Here is a 22,188-nt window from a genome sequence, read left to right as displayed (position 1 = left end):
TGAAAAGAAATCTCGTTTGCAAACAAAGATAAGCAACTGATTTTATTGAAATTGGTCAAGAATTCAATTTTAACATTTAAATACCTGTCACAAACAATTCATTTGTCACACTAAGTGTGAGGAAAAAACAGATAGCCAGATTTTTTTTCCCCCCTAGAATACTCCCCCCACAACGTCGGCAGGAATTACTTAACAAGACCGACACATAAAAATAAAAAAATAACACCAAAAATTAGACGTTCCGAACATCTACCAATAAAGTGGGATAAACAATGCTGAACCTTGCAATATCTGTAGTGCCGATTTTGCTGCTCATCTGGATGATGACCAAAAAAGATGCCCTACCATCACACATCGCGCTACCCGTTACCGCGTTAATCATTGGCTTACTTCAACTCTTTTACTTCGGCTCAGATCTGACCCTGATCTCTGCCAATATCATCGCCGGCGCCCTGTCTGCTATCACCCCAATTTCTATTATTGCCGGTGCAATCCTACTTAACCGTGTTATCGCACTCTCTGGTGCAGAAAACGTAATCCGCCAGTGGCTTGAAGGTATCAGCCGCAACCAGGTAGCACAGTTGATGATCATCGGCTGGGCGTTTGCCTTCATGATCGAAGGTGCATCTGGCTTCGGTACTCCGGCTGCTATTGCCGCACCTATTCTGGTCGGCCTTGGCTTTAACCCACTGAAAGTTGCCATGCTGGCGCTGGTAATGAACTCTGTACCAGTCTCTTTCGGTGCAGTAGGCACACCAACCTGGTTCGGTTTTGCCAGCCTGGGACTGGATGAGAATACCGTACTTGAAACTGGCCGCCAGTCAGCGCTACTGCACTCTATTGCTGCGTTCATCATTCCGGTTGTCGCACTGAAGTTTGTGGTGAACTGGCAGGAAATCCGTCGTAACATCCTGTTCATCCAACTGAGCATCCTGTCTTGTACCGTACCTTACCTGCTGTTTGCCCAGTGGAACTACGAGTTCCCGTCACTGATCGGCGGCGCTATCGGTCTGACAATTTCAATCATGCTGGCACGCTTCAACGTTGGCCTGGAAACACGTGAAACATCAATCAAAGATAAAGTAGAAACGATTCCGTTTGGTACGCTGCTTAAAGCAATGAGCCCGACTCTGCTACTGATTCTTATCCTGATTGTCACCCGTATCCAGCAACTGGGTATCAAAGGCATGCTGAACGACGCAACGCCGCTGTTCAACCTGAACCTTGGCTTTGCCGACCTGAGTGTCAGCCAAGCTCTGATCATAAAACTGAGCCACATTCTGGGCACAGATACAGCATGGGCATACAAGACACTGTATGTACCGGCACTTATCCCGTTCCTGCTGGTTGCTCTGATCTCTATCCCTGTACTGGGTATGAAAGGCGAAACAGCCAAGCAAGCATTTACTGAAACGGCAAGCCGCATCAAGATGCCATTCATCGCACTTATCGGTGCACTAATCATGGTTAAGTTCATGATGATGGGCGGCGATAACTCACCAATCATGACCACAGGCCAGGCATTCTCTGACCTGATGGGTACAAACTGGCAGTGGGTTGCTTCCTACCTTGGTGCTCTGGGTGCATTCTTCTCAGGTTCAGCAACTGTATCGAACCTGACTTTCGGTGGCATCCAGCAAACCATCGCTCAGACAGTTGCACTACCTGAAACCACCATTCTTGCCCTGCAATCTGTTGGCGCTTCAATGGGTAACATGGTTTGTATCAACAACATCATTGCCGTTTCGACAATTCTAGGCATTGCCAACAAAGAAGGCTTCATCATCAAGCGTACCGTTGTTCCTATGGTGCTGTACGGTGTGATTGTCGGTCTGGCTAGTGCCTTTATCTAAAAATAAACAAAACTTACTTCTGTAACCCTGGTACAGCGTGATCACTTCACGCTGTACTCCGTAGAAAATTATAAGCAACGGTTTAACCGTCACTGGAGCAATATCATGAAGGTAAACTTTTTTGCCACCTGTCTGTGCGACACGGTCAAGGCCGAGGTTGCCAAAAAGACTGTCGAGCTACTGGAGCAGCTTGGCTGCGAAATCATCTTCCCTGAGAAGCAAGGATGTTGTGGCCAGCCTTCATTGAACAGCGGCTATATTGAAAGCAGCAAGCCAGCAATGAAACAGCTGATCACTGCTTTCGAAGAAAATGATCACCCGATCGTCTCTCCAGCCGGCTCTTGTGCCGCCTCTATCAAGCGCTACCCGGAATACCTGGCTGATGAGCCGGAGTGGGCAGAACGAGCACAAAAAGTTGCTGACCGCCTGTTCGAGCTGACTCAGTTCATCGTTAACGAGCTGGGTGTAGAAAACGTTGGTGCCCGCCTGGAAGGCCGTGCAGTTTACCACCCTTCTTGCAGCCTGATCCGCAAGCTGGGTGTACGTGAAGAACCTCTTCGTCTGCTGGCGAATGTTGAAGGTCTGGAAATGCTGCCTATCAAGAACCAGGAAACCTGCTGCGGTTTCGGTGGTACTTTCTCTGTCAAGATGTCTGAAATCTCAGGCGAAATGGTGAAAGAAAAAGTCCACCACATCATGGATGTTGAACCTGATTACCTAATCGGTGCTGATATCAGCTGCCTGATGAATATCGGTGGCCGCATGAGCCGTGAAGGTCGTCCGGTAAAAGTTCTGCACATCGTTGATGTCTTGATGAGTCGCTAAGAGGACGTTGTTATGTCGATGAAAACCAGCAATATCAAATTTAAAGACCGTCTTGACGTTCAGATGAAAGACGACTTCATGCGCAAATCTGTAGCAAACGCTCAGGAGCGCATGTTTACCAACCGTGCCAAAGCTGCTGAAAAGCTGGGGAACTGGGAACAGTGGCGCGAAATGGGCATGGACATCCGTAACCACGTTCTGGAAAACCTGGATTACTACCTTCACCAACTGAGCGAAAACGTTCAGAAGAACGGTGGTCATGTATTCTTCGCCCGTACTGCGGAAGAAGCGACAGATTACGTAGAAAACATCGTTAAGCAGAAAAATGCCAAGAAGGTTGTTAAATCCAAGTCGATGGTGACTGAAGAAATCGGTCTTAACAAAATCATTGAGCGCAACGAGTGTGAAGTGGTTGAAACCGACCTTGGCGAATACATCCTGCAAGTGGATGACTGCGATCCACCATCGCACATCGTAGTACCGGCACTGCATAAGAACCGTATGCAAATCCGTGACGTGTTCAAAGATAAAATCGGCTACGACGGCTCTGATGATCCGGAAGAACTGACTCGCTACGTTCGTAACTACATCCGCCACGATTTCCTGGAAGCTGACATCGGTATTACCGGCTGTAACTTTGCCGTTGCTGAATCCGGCACGGTAACTCTGGTGACTAACGAAGGTAACGCCCGTCTGGCTACCAGCCTGCCGAAAACGCACATCGCCGTAATGGGTATGGAGCGTATCGTTCCGTCTTTCGAAGAGCTGGACATTGTTGTCAGCCTGCTGTGCCGCAGTGCTGTTGGTCTGCCTCTGACCGGTTACGTAACTGCCCTGACCGGCCCGCGTGAAGACGAACACTGTGACGGCCCGGAAGAATTCCACCTGGTTATTATCGATAACGGCCGCTCAGACATCCTGGGTTCAGAGTTCCGCGATATCCTGCGTTGTGTACGTTGTGCTGCATGTGTGAACACTTGTCCGGCATACCGTCATATCGGTGGTCAGTCTTACGGTTCGATCTACTCTGGCCCTATCGGTGCCGTACTGTCGCCACTGCTTGGCGGCTACGACGATTTCAAAGACCTGCCATACGCTTGTAGCCTGTGCCGTGCATGTCACGACGTATGTCCGGTTAAAATCCCGCTGTCTGATCTGTTGCTGAAGCATCGTCAGAAGATGGCGGAAAGCAAACAAACACCGCTGATGGAACGCGCAACTGTTGGCGCCTTCAACTTCATCAACGCACGCCCACTGCTGTGGGACACAACGGTGAAAGTAGGTGCAACAGTGGCCAGCGGCCTGATCCGCAACGGTAAACTGCCTGTGAATGTTGGTGTAAGCGCGTGGACTGAATCACGTGACCTGCCAGATCCTGATGGTCAGTCTTTCCGTAGCTGGTTCAAAAATCGCAAGGGATAAGGGGTAAATTATGGCTAACAACGACTCAATACAAAATATGGATCAGCAAGCTGATCAGCGCATCTACAACCGCGACAGTTTCCTGAACAACATCGCAGAAAAACTAGGCCGCGAGCGCAAAACAACACCTGTTGAGCGTCCGGCTCTGAAGTACACTTGTCACCACGAAGTAATGGCAGACAAGAGTCAGGAAGAGCTGAAAGTCGAACTGATTCATTACACAGAAACAGCCCTCGGTGCCCGTGCGATTGAAACCACTAAAGCCGAACTGAATGAAACCCTGAAATCGGTTTGTCTGCACTACTGCAACAACGAAGAAGAAGGTGAAACCGACGCCGAAGGCGAAACTATTCTTTCGGCAGATGAACGTCTGCTGGCAATGCTAGATCCGTCTGAACTGGCAACAGAAAAACATACAGTGCATGTATGGAACCAGGCTGCTGGTTACGAGCCGAACATCGAGATTGCAGAGCGTGCAAAAGTCGGTGTGGTATTTGCCGAGCAGGCACTGGCTGAATCAGGCACTATGGTGCTATACAGCAACCCGGCTCAAGGCCGTGCTGTCAGCCTGCTGCCTGAAGCATCTGTGTTTGTTGTTCCGCAAAGTGCGCTGGTTGCCCGTTTGACTCAAGCGACCGCAGCCCTGCATGAAAAAGCCAAAAATGGTGAGCGTATTCCTTCATGCGTTAACTTCATCTCTGGCCCGAGTTCAACGGCAGATATCGAACTGATCAAAGTTGTGGGTGTTCACGGCCCGGTGTACGCGACCTACATCATCATCAACGATATGTAATCCGTTCGTCCTGATTGTTAAAAGCAATCTCCACTGCCTTGCTTTTAATAAATTAAGGGACGGTGGCTCAGAAATGACACCGAAAGATGCAGCCGTAATGGCTGCATCTTTTTTATATTTCTGCCACCACCACATTCACCTATAATGCGGTGAGTTTCGAGGAGTATGCGTTGCTATGCCAAGCATTGATGATCTAGTTTTATTTACCCAGGTAATAGAGCACGGCTCGTTCAGTAAGGTGGCTGAACTCAATCAAATGACCAAATCCGTTATCAGTAAGCGTATCAGTAAACTGGAGACGGAACTTGGCGTTCAGTTAATCTACCGGACAACCCGTAAGCTCACCCTCACCGAGCCGGGTGAAATCCTGTATCACAGAGCGAAAGATATCCGCCCTGTCGCTCAGTCTGCATTCGATGCGGTTACCGGATTCAGCGAAAGCCTGTCAGGCCATATCCGAATGTCAGTACCGACCATATCCGGTGAGCTTTTGCTGGCCGAAGCCGTATCTGACTTTTGCCAAAAACATCCCGGCATGACCGTCGATATGTCGTTGGATAACCATTTTGTCGACCTGCTATCGGAAAATATCGACCTGGTGATCCGTACCGGATATCTCGAAGATTCCAGCCTGATTGCCCGCCATATTTTCAACTCGCGCTGGGTGATCTGCGCTTCTCCGGAATACCTTGAAAAGAACGGTACACCGACATCGCCGAAGTCCCTGCTTCATCACAACTGTCTGGGTTATAACCAGCAAAGTACCGGACCGTTTGACTGGCAGTTTATCCGCAACGGCGAGCTCTATACTCTCAAAGTAACCGGAAACTTTACCTCCGACAATGCTGCCGCACTGCGCAAGTCGACTCTTGCCGGTAATGGCCTGTCTTACCTGCCGACTTGCCTGATTTATGATGATTTGCAAAAAGGCGAACTGATTGAAGTGCTGCCGGATGACACCGGCAAAGTCGTCGGGATCTATGCGGTTTACCCTTACACCCGCAAACCAGCAAAACGTATCCAGGCGCTGATTGAGCACATCCGGGAAAGATATCTTGAGATTCAGGATCGCTTCTGATCCGATTGTTCAGATGCCAAATGAAAATAAAGAGGCGGCTCAGCAAGGTGCCGCCTCTTTCTGTTTTATAGCGAAGCATTCAGAGCCTGTAAGTGCTTCTGTTAAGCCGCGCTGTGTGACATGGCTTTTTTATTTTCCTCGTCCACAATCTCAGTCAGGATCTGAGTGAAGATATCACGCAGGTTACTCCAATACTGACTGAAGCGCATCTCATCACGCAGGAACGGCGTCATGATGGCTGCACGCAGAATATAAACAGAACCTTCCTTCTGCCACTCTTCATCAGTAAAACCACGCAGGCTGGTGTACGCACACGGTGTATCGCCGTATTCTTCAACACTCAAAGACGTCGAAGAGGTCAGGAAATCTTTACTGTATGCACGACCTGAAGCATATGAGCACAGCTCATAAATACGCTGGTTCAGGCTGTTATGATCCGCCAGGCTGTCATTGCCGATTTCCTTGAAAGTGAAGTTAACCATGTGGAAATCCGGATGCATCAACGGACGAACTTCAAAGCTGCGTCCCTGTATAACAAACGGTTCAGCAGTAGCCAGCTTGCTGGCAAACCAGTCAGCAGTCACAATACCGCGACCGATAACGTGACCATAGCCGGTAATGTTGAGCGGAACCAGACGGTGTGCAGCCCAGACCGCAGCTGCGGCTGCACCGGCTTTAGAACCTTCCATAATGGATGAGCCCAACATCACTGAATGCTCGTCACCGCTATCTTCTCCAGCTTCCTCAAACACATACGCCGCATGATAAGAAATCAAATCAACGATGCGTTTGTCTTTCATGGTGATGGCACCGGCAGAGTATTGGATATAGCCTACTTTATGCGGGTCCACGGTAATGGAATCCACTTCAGACATGGCTTTAAACGCATCGTAAACATCACGCTTCGGCCAGACCACACCTTCAGGAACGATCTCACTTTCACGATATGTCGCCACCAGCGCATCGTATTCCATGAACTGATCATTCTCATCCAGGAACATTGAGCGAACATAACCGCCATAAGCCGCATCAACATGGATGAAGAATGAAGAACCGAATTTCTCCTCACACTCTTCGCGCAATTTCAGCACTTCATGAACAGCATCAACTGAGCCTTCTTCTGTAGTACCCACCACTGAAACCATACCCAGAATCGGTGTCCCCTCTTCCATCAGTCTCAGTGTAGTTTCACGCATCTTCTGCACATCGGTACGGTAATTACCGTCCACATCCAGCTGGACAATATTTTCCTGTCCGAGACCCAGCAGATCCATCGCTTTCAGCCATGAATAGTGCTTTGAACGCGGAACAAGCAATTTACCCAATTTGCCCGGCTCAACGCCGGCACCACGGACAGACAGCTCTCTCACTTCTTCGAACATACCGCGCTTTTTCAGCTCATCGGTCAAATCAAGCACATCGGTCGGCTTCATATTCAGCAACTGATGCTCAGTCATACCAGCCACCAAATCTTTAGCCCCTTCATGGCGTGCTATCGCCAGCGGCATGGACTTCAAGTTACGGGCAACCCAAAGACCTTCATAGTTGGCAACCGTACCGCCGGAAGTAATATGGCCCCAGGATTTACTGACATCAAAGCCGAACATCCGGCATAAATCCTCACCGGCTTCCAGTTCCAAATCGGTGGTCACAGGCGAGGCTTCCACTGCACAGTTGTTCTGGTTGTATAGCATCGTCATTACGTAAGCCAGGTGCGACACCATGAAAGTATCAGCATTCATATGGCCAAGGTAACGCGGTGAAAACCAAGGAACAGATTTATTCTTCAGACGGGAAGACAGGTCACGAAGGATACCTTCGGTACGATAAAGCGTATCGCGAAAATCAGGCTGATGCTGGGCTCGAGGCGTCACAAGCGCCGAATCTTCCGGATGGAAACCCGAGCGCCAGTGCATGTGCTCGGTGATGGCGTACTCCATCATCTCTTTATAAAAAACCCGGTTTTCAGATTTCGGCCCCAGGAAAAGAGCATCAACATTCACTTCTTTGTTCATAATTAAACCCATACTGTGATCGTTTGGAAAACCAATGAAATAACTAATGAACCCGTACTCGAAGGCCCCTTTTCTCTACACTGCTTCTGATACAAATGAAAACACCGTACTAACGGCGAACATCCGAAAGTGACATGATCTGATCGTTTTTAATGTGTATTGGGAAATGTCTGCTGTCACAAATAAGCAAGCAGCAATAACAATGATCATGACCGATAAACTCATGGCTTTTATTAACTCAAAGCACTATAAAATCGATATTTTTTACCCCATTGAACAAAAATCGATTTTATAGCAATAATCGATATTTAGATATGCAACAAAAATAATATTCGCTATTGAAAGGGCTAAGAATGATTGAACTGTGTACCTGATCACTTATTTTGCAGATTAATCGACCAGATACTCACTGGCTTAGAAAAATGCGATCAGGCGCTGATTGATAATGCGACTGACCTTATTGACATCAAAAGCCTGCAATATGATAGTTATCTGGTTGAAATATATTATTAAATAGAAACAAACCAACATATCCGCAGCGTCATGACCTGCTGAGTCCCGGTGACGGAAGTGATGGAGCAAAGGAACAACGCAATGAGTGACATCAGCAAAGATAAATTTGCGACCTTGAGTGATCGGGTACAACACCAGATCCGCCACGATATTTTATGTGGTGAGTTTGAAGCCGGACAGAAACTGGTTCTCAATGAACTCAAGGAAAAATATCAGGTCGGTGGATCACCATTACGCGAAGCTATGGTTCAGCTCAGCTGGCAAAAATACGTAGTGATGAAGCCGCAAAAAGGCTTTTGGGTTGCGGATGTGTCGTTGAATGAACTGCGTGAAATCCTCAAGATCCGCCGGGCAATCAGTGGCGTAGCCCTGAAGAATGCCATTGAACATGGCGGTGAAGAATGGGAGTTATCAATTCTTACTGCTTACCATAAACTGAGTCGACTGGATCCATCCTCACCTGATTTTGACTACGACGAGTGGGAGCTTCGCCACAAAGAATTTCACCTGTCACTGATCCGCACACCGGGCACCGAATTTACCTCGGATCTGATGTACTACATTTATGATCAACAGGAACGTTATCGTCAGTTTCTGCTCAATGAGGCTTTTACTTCCGAACAGCAATATCATGATGATGGTGAGCACGAAGCCATAATGAAAGCAGTCCTTGACCGTGATGTTGAGCTAGCCCACCAGTTGCTAATCCAGCATACCGAGCGCCTTTACCACATTCTTGAAAAGCTGCTGGAAAACAAAGACTGAATGAAGCCAATCATTTCCTTTGACTAAACGATTGAGATAAATACAAAACCGGCTATTTCCCGAAAGACTGAGGAAATAGCCGGTTATCATTTTTGCCTCAATGTTCTTCTCGGTATACGAGAAACATTCACCAGAGACGATTAAGGACGAATATTCTGGTAGTTCACGGCCACTTTGTGCAACCCGCCAAAACCTTCTAACTGTTTGCCTTCTTCGATTTTTGTTCGTTCACCGTAGAAATAATATGGCTGCAACTTACCGTTATAGTCGAAAGGCAAAGCATAGTACAAACGCGCCTCTTTATTGTAAGCCGCCTGCGAGCCTAAATAGCCAACCAGAGCATGCTCAAACTGGTGATAACCATTGCCCCACTGGAACTGCTTGGTTGATTTAGGGTTCATCCCTACCCCGCCATACTGATGATCAACCCAAACATCGAAATACTGATTCAGCGTGTAATAAAGCTGTTTGTTTTTCGTACCCGGCTTAAGCATGTTCAGTGTATATGCGGCCTGATCCAGTTCCGCCCACTGCCATGAAGATATATACCAGCTGTACTTACCACTGCGCCAAGTTGGAATTTCCTGCAAGTCTTTCCATTGGCTATACAGGCCTTCTGACAATAATGATTTAGCCTGATCGTTCTGAATCCCGTAAGCCGCCCGCTCAAGGGTAATATTCATCCCTTCTTTACCCAGCTTTGCCCAATCTGGCTGATTGAGATAACGGCCGACCAGGTAAGTCATCCAGTAAGCTTTAATCGTATGTCCGTAGTCATTGTGGCGGGCATCCGGCATTTTTACCGCCGGATGGTGAATAGCACCAAAGAAGCGCTGTTCATCTTTTGAATGGAATTGCTGCACCATTTCGCGAGTCAGCCAGGTAAGATCGTCTCGCCATTTCTTCTGGTAAGGTTCTGGGAGCAACGGTGTTACAAGTAACAGATACGCATTAATCTGATCCAACTGGGCAACCAGTTCCTGCTGCGTACGGTATTGCTCATCACCATCTTCTATCACCCATAACAACTGGTTGGTCGCCTTGTCGCGATACTTATCGAAAATAAACGCCTGCTGCTCAATCAACGCCTTTTCAACGTCAGGATCGCGGGTGAGGTAGTAATAGAAAGCCAGACCGACAATAGCATATGCCTGATCCTGAGAAGTGCGTTGCTGCCATTTCAGGCCGGCTTTACCATCCTGACGGAAGCTGATCATCCCGCCGTGCTCGCGGTCTCTCAGCTCTGACAACAAATAATCTACCCCGGCCTTAGCCAGTTTCAGCGCTTCGGGATCACCTGTCATATGGTAAAGCACCCCGTAGGCATAAACCTGCCGTGATTTCATCCGGGTATAATCACGATCAAAATTACTGCGGATCCAGCCCTGATCCAGCTCTCGACACGGCTGTTTTACATCCGGCAGTGAACCGTCATCACAACGAAACGTCGGGAAATTCCCGATCGGTGCCCCCTTAGCGGTATCCATCATCCAGTAAGGAGCCAGGCCCTGGCTGGCATGCTCCAGCCATCTTTCTCCTGTTGGTAAAGGATAAGCCGCAGATGGCTGCTCAACAGAAACCTGTACGCCTGTTACCTGCTGTGCCATTACCGTTGCAGATCCCCCAATCCACAAGCTCAGTCCCAGCGCCAGCATCTGCTTAGGATAATTCACATTCATAGCCAACCTTTTTGATAACTCATTAAAAATATTGACTAAATATAATGATTTACGTTTGCACATACTGTTCTGGATATCACGGCTTATCTCAATCATGCTTGTGGCTGATATTTGGCACCTTCAATACCAAAAGCAGACAAAATAAACATCTCCTGCCCAGCTGAACTACGCATTCCGGCTATTTTTACTTGTTTATCGTTCACAGTAATTTTAAGTAACCACCAGTTATGGCCATACTCATTCTTCTTCGTTACTTTTTATTTCGCTTGAATGATGACTTCAAAAGATGAGTAACAGACATAACAAGAGCAGTAACAGGGTTAGCTGCGTTATATTCTTCTAATGAGTAAATAAAGCCTGACAAGAACTTATCGATTGCTTCCTTGTCACTTTCTGCGTGAATATAATCTCCATCAACCTCAAAACCCTGATCAATTAACTGCTGTTTTTCCTTCAAAAACGTTTCTGAATCAGAGCGAAGAAATGTATACGCCTTACGATCAGTGTTCGGCTTAATAAAAAACTGATATTTCATAAACACTCCAGTCTGTTTGAAGTAACTTTTTAGCAAGTGCAACTCAATGAACATACCCTTTAAAATATATTCGCTATACAAAGAAACAGATAAATTCTGGCAGGCTTCAAATAAAATCGCTTTAGTTTCAAAGCACTATAAAAAAACCATGATATACAGGCACAAAAAAGCCAGACCTAATGTCCGGCTTCATAGAACCTTTGATACGTACAATTTTCGCTACATTGCACGGAGCAGAGCCTAACCCTCGATCAGCTTCATCAGCAAATGACCGTTATACATTGCCTGCTTAACCAATGCCGCTCCTGGCATGGTGGCCTGAGTATAAAAACTGCTTTGTTCAATCACCAAGTCTTTATTATAAACGGGCAGCGACTGGGTACGGATACATTCCATAATAGCCGGATAAAGAACACTTTGAGCACGGTTAAACTCACCGCCAATCAAAATCTTTTCCGGATTAAACAGGTTAACCATAATCGCTATGGCCTGACCAAGATTATGGCCCAACTCGACAATAACCTGTCTTGCCAGCGTGTCGCCTTCAACGGCGGCATCACAGATCTTCTCAATGGTTACCACTTTGCCGTGCAGCACTGAAGGATGACCTTCACGCAGGCGCTGCTCTACCTGCTCCATCACAGCATTAAGGCTGGCAACCGTTTCCAGACAGCCGTGATTACCACAGTAACAACGCTTGCCGTAAGGCTTAATCTGAATATGACCTAACTCACCGATATTACCAACACGCCCCTGCAGTACCACATTGTCGAGAATAATACCGGCACCGACACCATGATGAATCGAAATAAGGATCGAGTTTGCAACATCTCGCGAGTTACCGAATAACTTCTCAGCCAATGCCCATGAACGGGTGTCATTACCGATAAAAACAGGTAAACCTGTCGCCTGATGAATTGCCGGACCTAACTCCATGTTATGAACATCATAATGCGGCATCTGAATCACAACACCACTCTCAGTATTGATCAACCCCGGCAGAGAAACAGCAATAGCAGTGATACGGTCAAGCTCATCGACATGCCGGACAAAGAAAGCATCAATTTCAGTCAAAAGCTTATCCAGCACTTCATCCTGATTGAAGACATTCACATCCTGACGTTCTTCAACCAAAATATCGCCACCAAGCTCGTGCAATGCAATCGTCAGGTAGCCCCGTCCCAATCGGGCAGACAGGAACTGCCAACCTTCATTTGCCGGAACTAAACCGATAGCCGGACGACCGCGACTAGTCGATTCCTGATACGGCATTTCCTTTATTAAATGCGCATCAATTAACTCACGGGTAATTTTGGTAATACTGGCAGGTGCCAGCAGGCTACGCTTTGAAAGCTCAATGCGGGAGATCGGGCCATACTGATCAATCAGTTTATAGACGCTGCCGGCATTATTTCTTTTTATGTGATCAATGTGACCTGGCTGAGCGACGTACATGCCATTACTCCCGAGAAACTTAGTGAATTAATAATAGATCCGAAATGAATTTTTTTACTTTGCGAAGTAATTGTGAAGCCAATTGTATCAAGGACGTGATACTCATCACGAGTAATGGAACGAAGAACATACTTTTTGTGCAGAAAACAACGTTTACACCCCAATCAGCCCATGATTTTTTTATGAGCAAAATTTAAATATTGCGCCTATCTGATGACAAAATGTTGCCACAATCAGTAACTTTCTACTAATTCCATCATTACAGGCAATGTCCCGATTCTTTCAATTTTATCTAATTGAGGGCAAACCCACCAAAAGGGGTCCCTAAGGAGCCGTGTAGGCCTACAGAGCAGAAGACAATCGCTGATAGTTTTGACATAATGGCCTGCTGCAATTTTGCAGATGAGTTATCGCAAAATGATGTTTAATTCGCCACGAGGTTAGCGGTGTACAAAATTAACGAAGTCTTTGAAACCATCCAGGGTGAAGGTGTCTTTACCGGTGTTCCAGCCATTTTTGTCCGTTTGCAGGTTTGCCCTGTTGGTTGCGCATGGTGTGATACCAAACAAACCTGGACGGCAGAACCACAGGACTTTACTTCGCTGGAAGAAATTATGGCGAAAAAAGCAGATTCACCGCTATGGACCAAGCTGGATGCACAAGGCATTGTTCAGCTTCTTAAAGATCAGGGTTATACCGCGAAGCATGTTGTGATCACGGGTGGTGAACCATGTATTTATGATCTTGTTCCGCTTACCGAAGCACTTGAAGAAGCCGGTTTCCGCTGCCAGATCGAAACCAGTGGCACATCTGAAATCAAAGCAACTACTGACACTTGGGTGACGGTGTCACCAAAAATCAACATGAAGGCTAAATTGGAAGTACTGCCTGTTGCTCTTGAACGTGCCGATGAAATCAAACATCCGGTCGGCACTGGCAAAGATATCGAACAACTGGATAACCTGCTGGAAGGCGTTAATCTAAAATCTGATGTGAGCATTGCGCTACAACCAATCAGCCAGAAACCAAGGGCGACAGAACTGTGCATTGAAACCTGTGTAAAACGCAACTGGCGCCTGTCTATCCAGACTCACAAATACCTGGCAATTGCTTAATACACGCTTGATGCTTCAATCACAACTGCGGCCACCCTATATCTAATCGGCCGCAGTGTCATCTCTTTCGCTCACGACTCACTTCCACTCCTCGCATCTCGCATACTCCCCCCCTGGTACAAATCTTCCCTCAAAATAATGCGTGATTGACAAAATTTTCTTAAATCTTGGATCCCTGAACTATGTCCGAGACAACGCTCCTGCTTTAACACAGCCAATTCCCCGTCCCCCTATACTGACCGAAAACAGAATAATGTTTGGGATCTTGGTTATGCGCGTTTATATAGGATATTACCTGCTGTTAATCAGTGGCTTATTTCTTACAGCATGTGGTGGTGGCAGCGACGAAGCCCCTCCAGCCCCTCAAGGTGAAGCCGCTCCGGTCGAAAATGAATTTCGAATCACAGTTGATACACCGGAAGCACTTCTTACATCTCAACGCGTCGTCCCCGGCGTTATCAGTAAAGCTTTCGCTCTGGCTCAGGCCAACCTCACAGAAGATAACTTTGCTGCAGTCTGGCTAGACGATAAAGGGAAAATACTGGAGCAAATTAATATCACCAGTTGGGAAAGTCAGGGGGATGGCACTTACGTTCTGAAAGCCCAAACCAACATCCGGCTAAATGCTGTTCTGCTTATTGATCTCTTTGATACACCTGAATTCACTATCGGCGAATCACTGCCGACGGACGTTTATCTGACTCCACTCGCAGACGAAAGACTGACTGTTAGCCTGAAGTCTACCTTAGCTTATTACGCCTTAACTCAGCGAGTTCAGTTGGATGAAAGCTGGGGCAGCTTTGAAGAGGTAATTGCAGAAGCATCACGAGGTAAAGTTTTCTCCGCTCTTCAGGATATCAATAATATCGCTGATGATTTTGAAGCAACCCTCATTCCCAAGCTCGGGCTTGAAAATGTTCGCCTAAGTGAGCTGATTTCACTATCGATTGTTCAGAGCATGACGAAAGGACGGATGGAACGTTTTGTCACAGAGCAAGCAGCAGCGCGAGCTGACATTTTGTCCATCCTCAACGAAGGCTACTGGCGACTAAGTTCAAACAACAACAATGACGGCAGCGGCATCATGGCTGACAAAATGGAATATGACGGCCAAGAAACGAAAAAAACTGAATACCGCTGGAATAAAAACGGCACTGACGATATCTCCCTGACAGAGTTTTTCACTTACTTGAGTGGCACAACCGCTTTCGGCACCGATGACGTAAAACGACAGGTACTGACTAACAACGATTGGGTCGGCCTGTTTGATTACCTGAAAGTTGAACTTGCAACCAATGCATCAGTGGTTATGGCTGATGCAGCCCTTAGTGCTAATGACAACATGGGCGTAACACTGGAAGCCAATTTCTATCCTCTGGTAAACAAACGTATGCACAATTTTCTCTCCAGTAAGGAGGATCATTACATCACGCGCTATATCAAACCAGATGAATTTTTTCAGGATGGAGCATTCGGTTTCTACTTTACCTGGCGACCAGAGAATGAAACATATCTGCTGTGTGATAACCGAAACGGTAGTACCGCCTGCCAGGTATCACCGGTCAACTCTCCCGAAGCAAGTTATACAGCTCTTGAAGATGTGCTGACAGCTGCAAGTGACGTTGCGTTTACCATACAGGATGTCAACGGCTTCAAAATTGCCGACAACGTTATTGTTGAAATGATTAACGATAACCAACTCACCTTACGTTACTGGGTTAATATCGCCGCAGACAACTGGTCTGTAATGGAAGTCAGTTCCTGGGCGCCGACTCAATTTGCCGGAAAATCCATCTTCCGCTTTGATGTCCCGGATGTGATCAAACAGCTGGCTGTTAATTACGATTTCGATCAGAGCAACCTGTTTCTTGTTGTCGATCGCGGTTTCATCAACATTGGCGAAACCCTACTGGATAACAGTGAGTTCCACTACTCCGGTTTCAATAACGGTGCCAAGAACCAAATTTTTACTGTCGCCAGCAGGGATAACCTGCCTCCATTCGGCGTTTGTAATTTCGGCAACACAGCACAGGCTAACGAAAGCCTGTTCCTGAACGCTGTAACCGAATGTGGTGGTGATGAGCGATTCACTAATCAGTCTATTAATGCACTTATTGACCAGCATCTGGTACAAATATCAGAAGACGGAGATATATCGGCGATGATTCTGCGCAGCAACAATAGCTGGGAACAATACAAAAACGGCCGCGCTGTTACCGGAAGCCGCAGCTGGGCTCTAACCAAAGAGGGTTACCTTAAACTCATCCCGGATACCTCAAAGCCAAATGATTTTGACTATTGGTCACTGACCAGCGTCGACTACAGCCGTAACATCCTTGCGGTTAAAACCTACTCATCCCGGGAAGAAAACAGCAATACCTCCGGCGATCTGATCTTCACGATTCTTACCAAAGAATATGCCCCGGATCAGCTCGCAGCTTGTCAAATTCTTGATTCAGGGTGGGATCAGACAACAACCAGCCCGATCACCAAACGTACGCTGACTGAATACGAGCAGCAAGCAGCCACATGTAAAGTGATCTGGGAACAACGCACACCACGCTTTACAGAAAAGCTATTGATTGGCCAGAGCGGCGAACTAAGCGATGACAAAGCCCTTCACTTCTTTGGTGACAGCTCTCGATTCCTGAAGCTGAGTGATAACTTCTCCGGCGAGTTTTTCCTCGGCAAATACGTCGACTCAGATGGCTGCGGATTTAACTTCGATATTCTGTGGAAATTAGAAGAAGACGGTAGTCTGTATTATGAAGCCGCTGACGGTTCTATGAATGAACGAATCACTATGACAGACACTGACGGCTTGGGTTTTGCCATCAAGGCATTCAATCACCAGACCCGCTGGACAACGGATGAAACCTTACAATTTACCGGTGATGAAGGGGAAATCTGGAGTGACATCGTGACATTGATTGATGCTTCAAGTGTACCAAATGTTGTGCCAATCGAACCACCGGCAAATTCTGAGCCACCAACAGAAGAGGAACAGCCAGCAGAAGGTGAACCTGCACCACAAGGCCCGCCTGCCGGCACAATCTTAAACGACGGCCAAACATGTGCATTTCTTAATCAGCAAGGCGAGTAAGAACTGAAAATCCGATAAATTCAAAGCAAACATTATTAACCAGTTGATAACTTAAAAGAAAAGCCCGCATGTCGGGCTTTTTCCTTTCCAGACCAGAAAATTCGGCACTTTCGACAAACTAACAGCTTTGTGATCCAACCAGCAAGTTTCAACTCACAACGTCTGCATCAACACTATTTTTTAACAATTGCCGACATTACAATATTAGTAATACATAAAATAACGATCGCGACAAAAATCAGAACAAGACTCTGAACTTTATTTGTCGCCAACAAATCAAGCCCTACACAAGAGATCACGGAAGATGCGTCTGACTATCGCTAATAAGCTCCTCTTCACCTTATTTACGGTATTCACCGTCGTACTTATCGCTTCGCTGAGCTTTGAATCCCGACAGCAAAAACAACTGCTTGAATCAGTGATTAGCGAGCAGACACTCGATAAAGCAGGAAACTACTTCGACAGCCTGAACATGATGATGCTGACTGGCACCATGTCCCAGCGTGAAACCCTGAGGGAAAAAGTTCTCTCTCATAACGGCATAGAAAGTGTTCGTGTTATCCGTAGTCCGGCTATCACCAACATTTTCGGCCCGGGGCTTGGTAATCAGGCTGCTGTCGATGAATTTGACCGCCGCGCCCTTAAAGGCGAACAGATTTCAGAAACCATACATAACGGAAATACCCTGCTTGTCGCCCTGCCGATGAAAGCCAGTAAAGACTATCGCGGTACTAACTGCCTGCAATGCCACATAGTACCGGAAGGTGAAGTATTGGGTGTCGTCAGAATGGAATACAACCTGATCCCGATCTACCAGCGCATTCATGAGCAGCTGATCGCAGCCGGCGGTATTATGTCAGCCATTGCGGCTACCGGCTTCCTGTTCGCCCTGTTCATGATCCGCCGGATTATCGTCCGTCCGCTGCGCCGGGTGTCAAACTACATGAAACGCACCAGCATCAACAAGGATCTGAGCGGACGACTCAATGAAAGTCGTACCGATGAGATCGGCGAGCTGTGCCAGAGTTATGATCAGCTGCTGGATAATTTCTCCTCGAGCTTAGAGCAGGTACAGCAAACGTCTGAATCTCTCACCAGACAGGCCAACAAGCTGATAAAAGTTTCGGCGGATACGTCTAATGCAGCAGACAGCCAGAAAAGTGAAACCTCGGAAATGTTGGTTTCAATTGACGACATGCAACACCATCAGCATGAAGTCGAACACCGCACAACCGAAGCTTCCACACTCAGCAATAAGGCCGCACAGTCAGCCATGCTCGGAACTAAACTGGCTGATGACGCAGGCAATGACATCAAATTCTTAGTCAGTGACATTGAAAATGTAAAAGTACAAATCGACAATCTTAACGATCAAAGCCAGCAAGTCGCCAGCATTCTCGATGTCATCCGTTCTATTGCCGAGCAAACCAACCTTCTGGCACTCAATGCCGCGATTGAGGCTGCCCGAGCCGGAGAACAAGGACGTGGCTTTGCGGTCGTTGCTGACGAAGTCAGAAACCTGGCAACCCGAACCCATCAGGCTACCGGTGATATCCGGTCGATTATCGAAGCACTGCATAATGACTGTGAAGCATCCGCACACGCGGTAGAAACAACCTGCGAAACGGCTTACAGCAAAATGGCTACTATTGAACAGCTTTCTAAGGCATTAGCAGAAATCGGTTCAGAAATTCAAGTAGTTAATACTCATGCTACCGATATCCAGCAACAAACCAGTAATCAGGCAAATATGGCCGACTCTATTCGGTCAAAAGTCGAAATCATTACCAGTCATGCCGACGATACTTCCACCCATGCGCTACAATCTCGTGAGATTAGTGTAAATCTTGAGCAGTTAGTGGAGCAATTAGAGCGATTACTTCATCAATTTACCCTTTCAGGCAATAACAACACTTGATGCTTGACGTAAGACAGGTAATATTGCTGTTTTGGACTGTATCTTAAAGCACAGATCTATAAAGTGCCTTAACGGAGAATGATTTAAACATGACTTACGCGCCTGTAACAGACGTATTGAGCGGTAAGCTTGCAGTAGACACTGAAGTCACTGTACGCGGTTGGGTCCGTTCACGTCGCGATTCCAAAGCTGGAATCTCTTTCCTTGCCATTTATGACGGCTCTTGTTTCGACCCGATTCAGGCCGTGGTCCCTAATGAGTTAAATAATTACCAGGAAGAAGTTCTTAAACTGACAACTGGTTGCTCTGTTGAGGTCACCGGCAAAATCGTTGAATCACCAGCAAAAGGCCAGGATTTCGAACTGGCAGCAACTGACGTTAAAGTTGTTGGTTGGGTTGAAGATGCTGAAACATACCCAATGGCAAAAACCCGTCACTCTATCGAGTACCTTCGTGAAGTTGCTCACCTGCGTCCTCGCACCAACGTAATCGGTGCGGTAGCACGTGTACGTAACTGCCTTTCTCAGGCAATCCACCGCTTCTACCACGAGCAGGGTTACTTCTGGGTATCTGCTCCGCTGATCACAGCTTCTGACTGTGAAGGTGCCGGTGAGATGTTCCGTGTATCTACTCTGGATATGGTGAACACCCCAATGACTGACGCTGGTGAAGTTGATTTCGATAAAGACTTCTTCGGTAAAGAAACCTTCCTGACGGTATCTGGTCAGCTGAACGCTGAAGCTTACGCTTGTGCCCTAAGCAAAGTTTACACATTCGGCCCTACTTTCCGTGCAGAAAACTCAAACACCAGCCGCCACCTGGCAGAATTCTGGATGGTTGAACCAGAAGTTGCATTTGCTGAACTGGATGACGTAGCTAAGCTGGCTGAAGACATGCTGAAGTATGTATTCAAAGCAGTTCTTGAAGAGCGCCGCGATGACCTTGAGTTCTTCGCTCAGCGTATCAACAAAGATGCGATCACTCGTCTGGAGCAGTTTGTTTCTTCTGACTTCGCACAGGTTGACTACACTGACGCAATCCAGATCCTGAAAGATTCTGGCCGTGACTTCGAATTCCCTGTTGAGTGGGGTATCGATATGTCTTCTGAGCATGAGCGTTACCTTGCTGAAGAACACTTTAAAGCTCCGGTAGTTGTTAAGAACTACCCGAAAGACATCAAAGCGTTCTACATGCGCATGAACGAAGACGGCAAGACTGTTGCGGCTATGGACGTACTGGCACCTGGCATCGGTGAAATCATCGGTGGTTCTCAGCGTGAAGAGCGTCTGGAACTACTGGACAAGCGCATGGTAGAGATGGGCATCGATCCTGAACACATGAGCTGGTACCGCGACCTGCGCCGCTACGGCACAGTTCCACACTCAGGCTTCGGTCTGGGCTTCGAACGTCTGGTAACTTACGTAACAGGTATGGCAAACATCCGTGATGTGATTCCATTCCCACGTGCACCACGTTCTGCTAACTTCTAAGACAGAAGTCAGCTAGATAAAAGGTAATCTATTTCGATAAGCTTATTTCGATAAACGGTATCCTTTCTCACAGGACGAGCCTTGCGCTCGTCCTGTTTGTTATCAGCCTTGCTCAAAACCAAGAGTTTCATAATTCGGTTTGGCTCTCTCCTACATCCCCTGTTATTTTGGTTTACCACACAAAGTAAGGAGACGGCAAAGAACCACTGACGCAGTCCCTTCCCATACCTGACTAACCGATATACCAGCAAGTTAGGTGAAATATAGGACGGGAAGACTCTCGTAAATAGACTTGGTTGCAGGGTTAGAATAAGCTTATGCCTATCCGCTTATTTCGGTAAGCAGTAACGCTAAACCATATGAGTCTATTATGATCAGAGAAACTACCCTCGCGCCAGCAAGCCTATGGGCCAAACCCTTCGTTGCAGAAGTCGCTGAAATTATCAACCTGCTAAAAGAGTATGATTATGATTCAGCAACCCTCGCCCGTTTAACTGGCCTACAAGAGAAAAAACTCTCTGATTGGATGTCACGCTATAAACGTGAACCTGAGAATATTTCTGATATTCCCTACCCTTGCTGGTGTTTTCTCGCTGCCCTCGCTGGCCGCCCGAACATTCAAAATAATGGTCAGCCTATTGATGTCGATGCCAGGAAAGTAATGCGCGCATTCAAGCCAACAGCATTTAAAAATAAAAGTGTTTTTGAAATGCCTAGCGAAAAAGAATTTAAGCGTATTATTGGCGACAACACCTTTACCGGCATAACGGTCGAAAGTCTTTGTGACACCTTTCAGTGGAAACCAGCTCAACTCTCTGAAAGCCTAGAAAAAGGAACGCTTCCTTTCTTAAATTGGTGTCTTATCCTCATGCTTTGCGGTTTCAACATCCAAAAAATGCTGTTGAGTCAGCATGAAGGAGAGATCACTCTAACTGAACAAGCCAGCTAGCTTATAGCAAGGCAGACTATTCCGCCTATAACAAAGGCTACCCTTGGTTAGCCTTTGTTTGTCACGCAGGATCTGACCTTTACACTCACGGTAATGCTTGTTGTTCGGCTGTCTGATGAATGCGCTGAGTTCTGCGTTATTCTAACAGAGATAATTGCAAACGATGATTTAATCGCACAATTCAAGCTGGTATAGTGCTCCCCCCCAGATCGCACAAAAAAGCAGGCTACATGAACCATCAACCCAACAATCCACTTCACGGCATTACCCTGCAAAGGTTACTTGAAGAGCTCGTCGACCACTATAGCTGGGAAGAGCTTGGACGCATCGTCAATGTCCGCTGCTTCAACAACGAGCCAAGTATCAAATCTAGCCTGAAGTTCCTGCGACGTACTGAATGGGCAAGAAAAGAAGTTGAACAACTCTATCTCGATACCTTCTTTATTTAACGCCACAATGCGGTAAACACCCTACAGGCTGTTAATCGCATCAACAGCTTTGAGTAGCGGCCTTTCGCCACTCGTACTTTCCCAACACCAGATAACAAAGACTGTCTGGCCGCTACTGTACAGATTTGCATTGGAGCCCCAACAAACTCTTTGTATTACTCGTCTGCAATAACCATGCAAGGCAGAGCAAACAAAAGCAAACAGGAACTCTATGTCATCTTTCAGCACATG

16 protein-coding genes are annotated in these 22,188 nt (G+C 46.9%); 12 read left to right on the top strand and 4 right to left on the bottom strand.

Annotated elements, in window-relative coordinates:
* The first annotated feature begins 272 nt into the window (after positions 1-272).
* The 5 genes from C942_RS02955 (at position 273) to C942_RS02935 (ending at position 5,971) form a co-directional block, all read left to right on the top strand.
* Positions 273-1,853, top strand: coding sequence for an L-lactate permease (locus C942_RS02955; RefSeq protein WP_007462258.1), 1,581 nt, complete (start codon positions 273-275; stop codon positions 1,851-1,853).
* A gap of 105 nt (positions 1,854-1,958) precedes the next feature.
* The gene (locus tag C942_RS02950; protein WP_007462256.1) at positions 1,959-2,678 is read left to right on the top strand and encodes a (Fe-S)-binding protein; all 720 of its coding nucleotides are present in this window, start codon (positions 1,959-1,961) and stop codon (positions 2,676-2,678) included.
* A gap of 12 nt (positions 2,679-2,690) precedes the next feature.
* Positions 2,691-4,100, top strand: a complete 1,410-nt coding sequence (locus tag C942_RS02945; protein WP_007462254.1) for a LutB/LldF family L-lactate oxidation iron-sulfur protein — start codon at positions 2,691-2,693, stop codon at positions 4,098-4,100.
* Positions 4,101-4,137: 37 nt separating this feature from the next.
* Complete coding sequence (locus tag C942_RS02940) at positions 4,138-4,893, top strand: LutC/YkgG family protein (protein ID WP_036798515.1); 756 nt, start codon at positions 4,138-4,140, stop codon at positions 4,891-4,893.
* A 175-nt stretch (positions 4,894-5,068) separates the two neighbouring features.
* The gene (locus C942_RS02935; protein WP_007462251.1) at positions 5,069-5,971 is read left to right on the top strand and encodes a LysR family transcriptional regulator; all 903 of its coding nucleotides are present in this window, start codon (positions 5,069-5,071) and stop codon (positions 5,969-5,971) included.
* 101 nt (positions 5,972-6,072) lie between these two features.
* Here the strand turns inward: C942_RS02935 and C942_RS02930 are convergent, their stop codons facing one another.
* Positions 6,073-7,986, bottom strand: coding sequence for a pyridoxal phosphate-dependent decarboxylase family protein (locus tag C942_RS02930; RefSeq protein ID WP_007462249.1), 1,914 nt, complete (start codon positions 7,984-7,986; stop codon positions 6,073-6,075).
* Between the two features lie 594 nt (positions 7,987-8,580).
* Here C942_RS02930 and C942_RS02925 point away from each other — a divergent pair.
* The gene (locus tag C942_RS02925) at positions 8,581-9,264 is read left to right on the top strand and encodes a GntR family transcriptional regulator (protein ID WP_007462243.1); all 684 of its coding nucleotides are present in this window, start codon (positions 8,581-8,583) and stop codon (positions 9,262-9,264) included.
* A 140-nt stretch (positions 9,265-9,404) separates the two neighbouring features.
* Here C942_RS02925 and C942_RS02920 read toward each other — a convergent pair whose 3' ends face one another.
* The 3 genes from C942_RS02920 to mlc form a co-directional block, all read right to left on the bottom strand.
* Complete coding sequence (locus C942_RS02920) at positions 9,405-10,919, bottom strand: AGE family epimerase/isomerase (protein WP_408633475.1); 1,515 nt, start codon at positions 10,917-10,919, stop codon at positions 9,405-9,407.
* Positions 10,920-11,193: 274 nt separating this feature from the next.
* Positions 11,194-11,478 (bottom strand): hypothetical protein, encoded by a 285-nt coding sequence (locus C942_RS02915; RefSeq protein ID WP_007462239.1) that lies wholly within the window; start codon positions 11,476-11,478, stop codon positions 11,194-11,196.
* Between the two features lie 240 nt (positions 11,479-11,718).
* Complete coding sequence (mlc, locus tag C942_RS02910; RefSeq protein WP_007462237.1) at positions 11,719-12,933, bottom strand: sugar metabolism global transcriptional regulator Mlc; 1,215 nt, start codon at positions 12,931-12,933, stop codon at positions 11,719-11,721.
* 446 nt (positions 12,934-13,379) lie between these two features.
* On the opposite strand from mlc, the gene queE reads away from it, so the two are divergent.
* The 6 genes from queE to C942_RS24540 all read left to right on the top strand — a co-directional run bounded on the left by queE (position 13,380) and on the right by C942_RS24540 (position 21,957).
* Positions 13,380-14,048 carry a 7-carboxy-7-deazaguanine synthase QueE gene (gene queE / locus C942_RS02905; protein ID WP_007462235.1) on the top strand — a complete coding sequence of 223 codons (669 nt, stop codon included), beginning with the start codon at positions 13,380-13,382 and terminating at the stop codon, positions 14,046-14,048.
* A gap of 271 nt (positions 14,049-14,319) precedes the next feature.
* The gene (locus C942_RS02900; protein ID WP_007462232.1) at positions 14,320-17,151 is read left to right on the top strand and encodes a hypothetical protein; all 2,832 of its coding nucleotides are present in this window, start codon (positions 14,320-14,322) and stop codon (positions 17,149-17,151) included.
* A 304-nt stretch (positions 17,152-17,455) separates the two neighbouring features.
* Positions 17,456-19,069 (top strand): methyl-accepting chemotaxis protein, encoded by a 1,614-nt coding sequence (locus C942_RS02895; protein ID WP_007462228.1) that lies wholly within the window; start codon positions 17,456-17,458, stop codon positions 19,067-19,069.
* A gap of 89 nt (positions 19,070-19,158) precedes the next feature.
* Positions 19,159-20,559, top strand: coding sequence for an asparagine--tRNA ligase (gene asnS / locus C942_RS02890; RefSeq protein ID WP_007462225.1), 1,401 nt, complete (start codon positions 19,159-19,161; stop codon positions 20,557-20,559).
* A 370-nt stretch (positions 20,560-20,929) separates the two neighbouring features.
* Positions 20,930-21,508, top strand: coding sequence for a hypothetical protein (locus tag C942_RS02885; protein WP_007462223.1), 579 nt, complete (start codon positions 20,930-20,932; stop codon positions 21,506-21,508).
* 230 nt (positions 21,509-21,738) lie between these two features.
* On the top strand, positions 21,739-21,957 hold the full coding sequence (locus C942_RS24540; RefSeq protein WP_007462221.1) for a VF530 family protein: 219 nt from the start codon (positions 21,739-21,741) through the stop codon (positions 21,955-21,957).
* The last annotated feature ends 231 nt before the right edge of the window (positions 21,958-22,188 follow it).

Origin of the sequence: Photobacterium marinum (assembly GCF_000331515.1) — a bacterium.
Taxonomy (GTDB): Bacteria; Pseudomonadota; Gammaproteobacteria; order Enterobacterales; family Vibrionaceae; genus Photobacterium; species Photobacterium marinum.
Note: the sequence above shows the minus strand (reverse complement) of the source record. Positions and strands in the feature narration are given on the sequence as shown.

Excerpts from the sequence above, each read along its gene's own strand:
- C942_RS02955 (WP_007462258.1), top strand. The coding sequence starts at position 273 with ATGCTGAACCTTGCAATATCTGTAGTGCCGATTTTGCTGCTCATCTGG.
- C942_RS02950 (WP_007462256.1), top strand. The coding sequence starts at position 1,959 with ATGAAGGTAAACTTTTTTGCCACCTGTCTGTGCGACACGGTCAAGGCC.
- C942_RS02945 (WP_007462254.1), top strand. The coding sequence starts at position 2,691 with ATGTCGATGAAAACCAGCAATATCAAATTTAAAGACCGTCTTGACGTT.
- C942_RS02940 (WP_036798515.1), top strand. The coding sequence starts at position 4,138 with ATGGATCAGCAAGCTGATCAGCGCATCTACAACCGCGACAGTTTCCTG.
- C942_RS02935 (WP_007462251.1), top strand. The coding sequence starts at position 5,069 with ATGCCAAGCATTGATGATCTAGTTTTATTTACCCAGGTAATAGAGCAC.
- C942_RS02930 (WP_007462249.1), bottom strand. The coding sequence starts at position 7,986 with ATGAACAAAGAAGTGAATGTTGATGCTCTTTTCCTGGGGCCGAAATCT.
- C942_RS02925 (WP_007462243.1), top strand. The coding sequence starts at position 8,581 with ATGAGTGACATCAGCAAAGATAAATTTGCGACCTTGAGTGATCGGGTA.
- C942_RS02920 (WP_408633475.1), bottom strand. The coding sequence starts at position 10,919 with ATGCTGGCGCTGGGACTGAGCTTGTGGATTGGGGGATCTGCAACGGTA.
- C942_RS02915 (WP_007462239.1), bottom strand. The coding sequence starts at position 11,478 with ATGAAATATCAGTTTTTTATTAAGCCGAACACTGATCGTAAGGCGTAT.
- mlc (WP_007462237.1), bottom strand. The coding sequence starts at position 12,933 with ATGTACGTCGCTCAGCCAGGTCACATTGATCACATAAAAAGAAATAAT.
- C942_RS02900 (WP_007462232.1), top strand. The coding sequence starts at position 14,320 with ATGCGCGTTTATATAGGATATTACCTGCTGTTAATCAGTGGCTTATTT.
- C942_RS02895 (WP_007462228.1), top strand. The coding sequence starts at position 17,456 with ATGCGTCTGACTATCGCTAATAAGCTCCTCTTCACCTTATTTACGGTA.
- asnS (WP_007462225.1), top strand. The coding sequence starts at position 19,159 with ATGACTTACGCGCCTGTAACAGACGTATTGAGCGGTAAGCTTGCAGTA.
- C942_RS02885 (WP_007462223.1), top strand. The coding sequence starts at position 20,930 with ATGATCAGAGAAACTACCCTCGCGCCAGCAAGCCTATGGGCCAAACCC.
- C942_RS24540 (WP_007462221.1), top strand. The coding sequence starts at position 21,739 with ATGAACCATCAACCCAACAATCCACTTCACGGCATTACCCTGCAAAGG.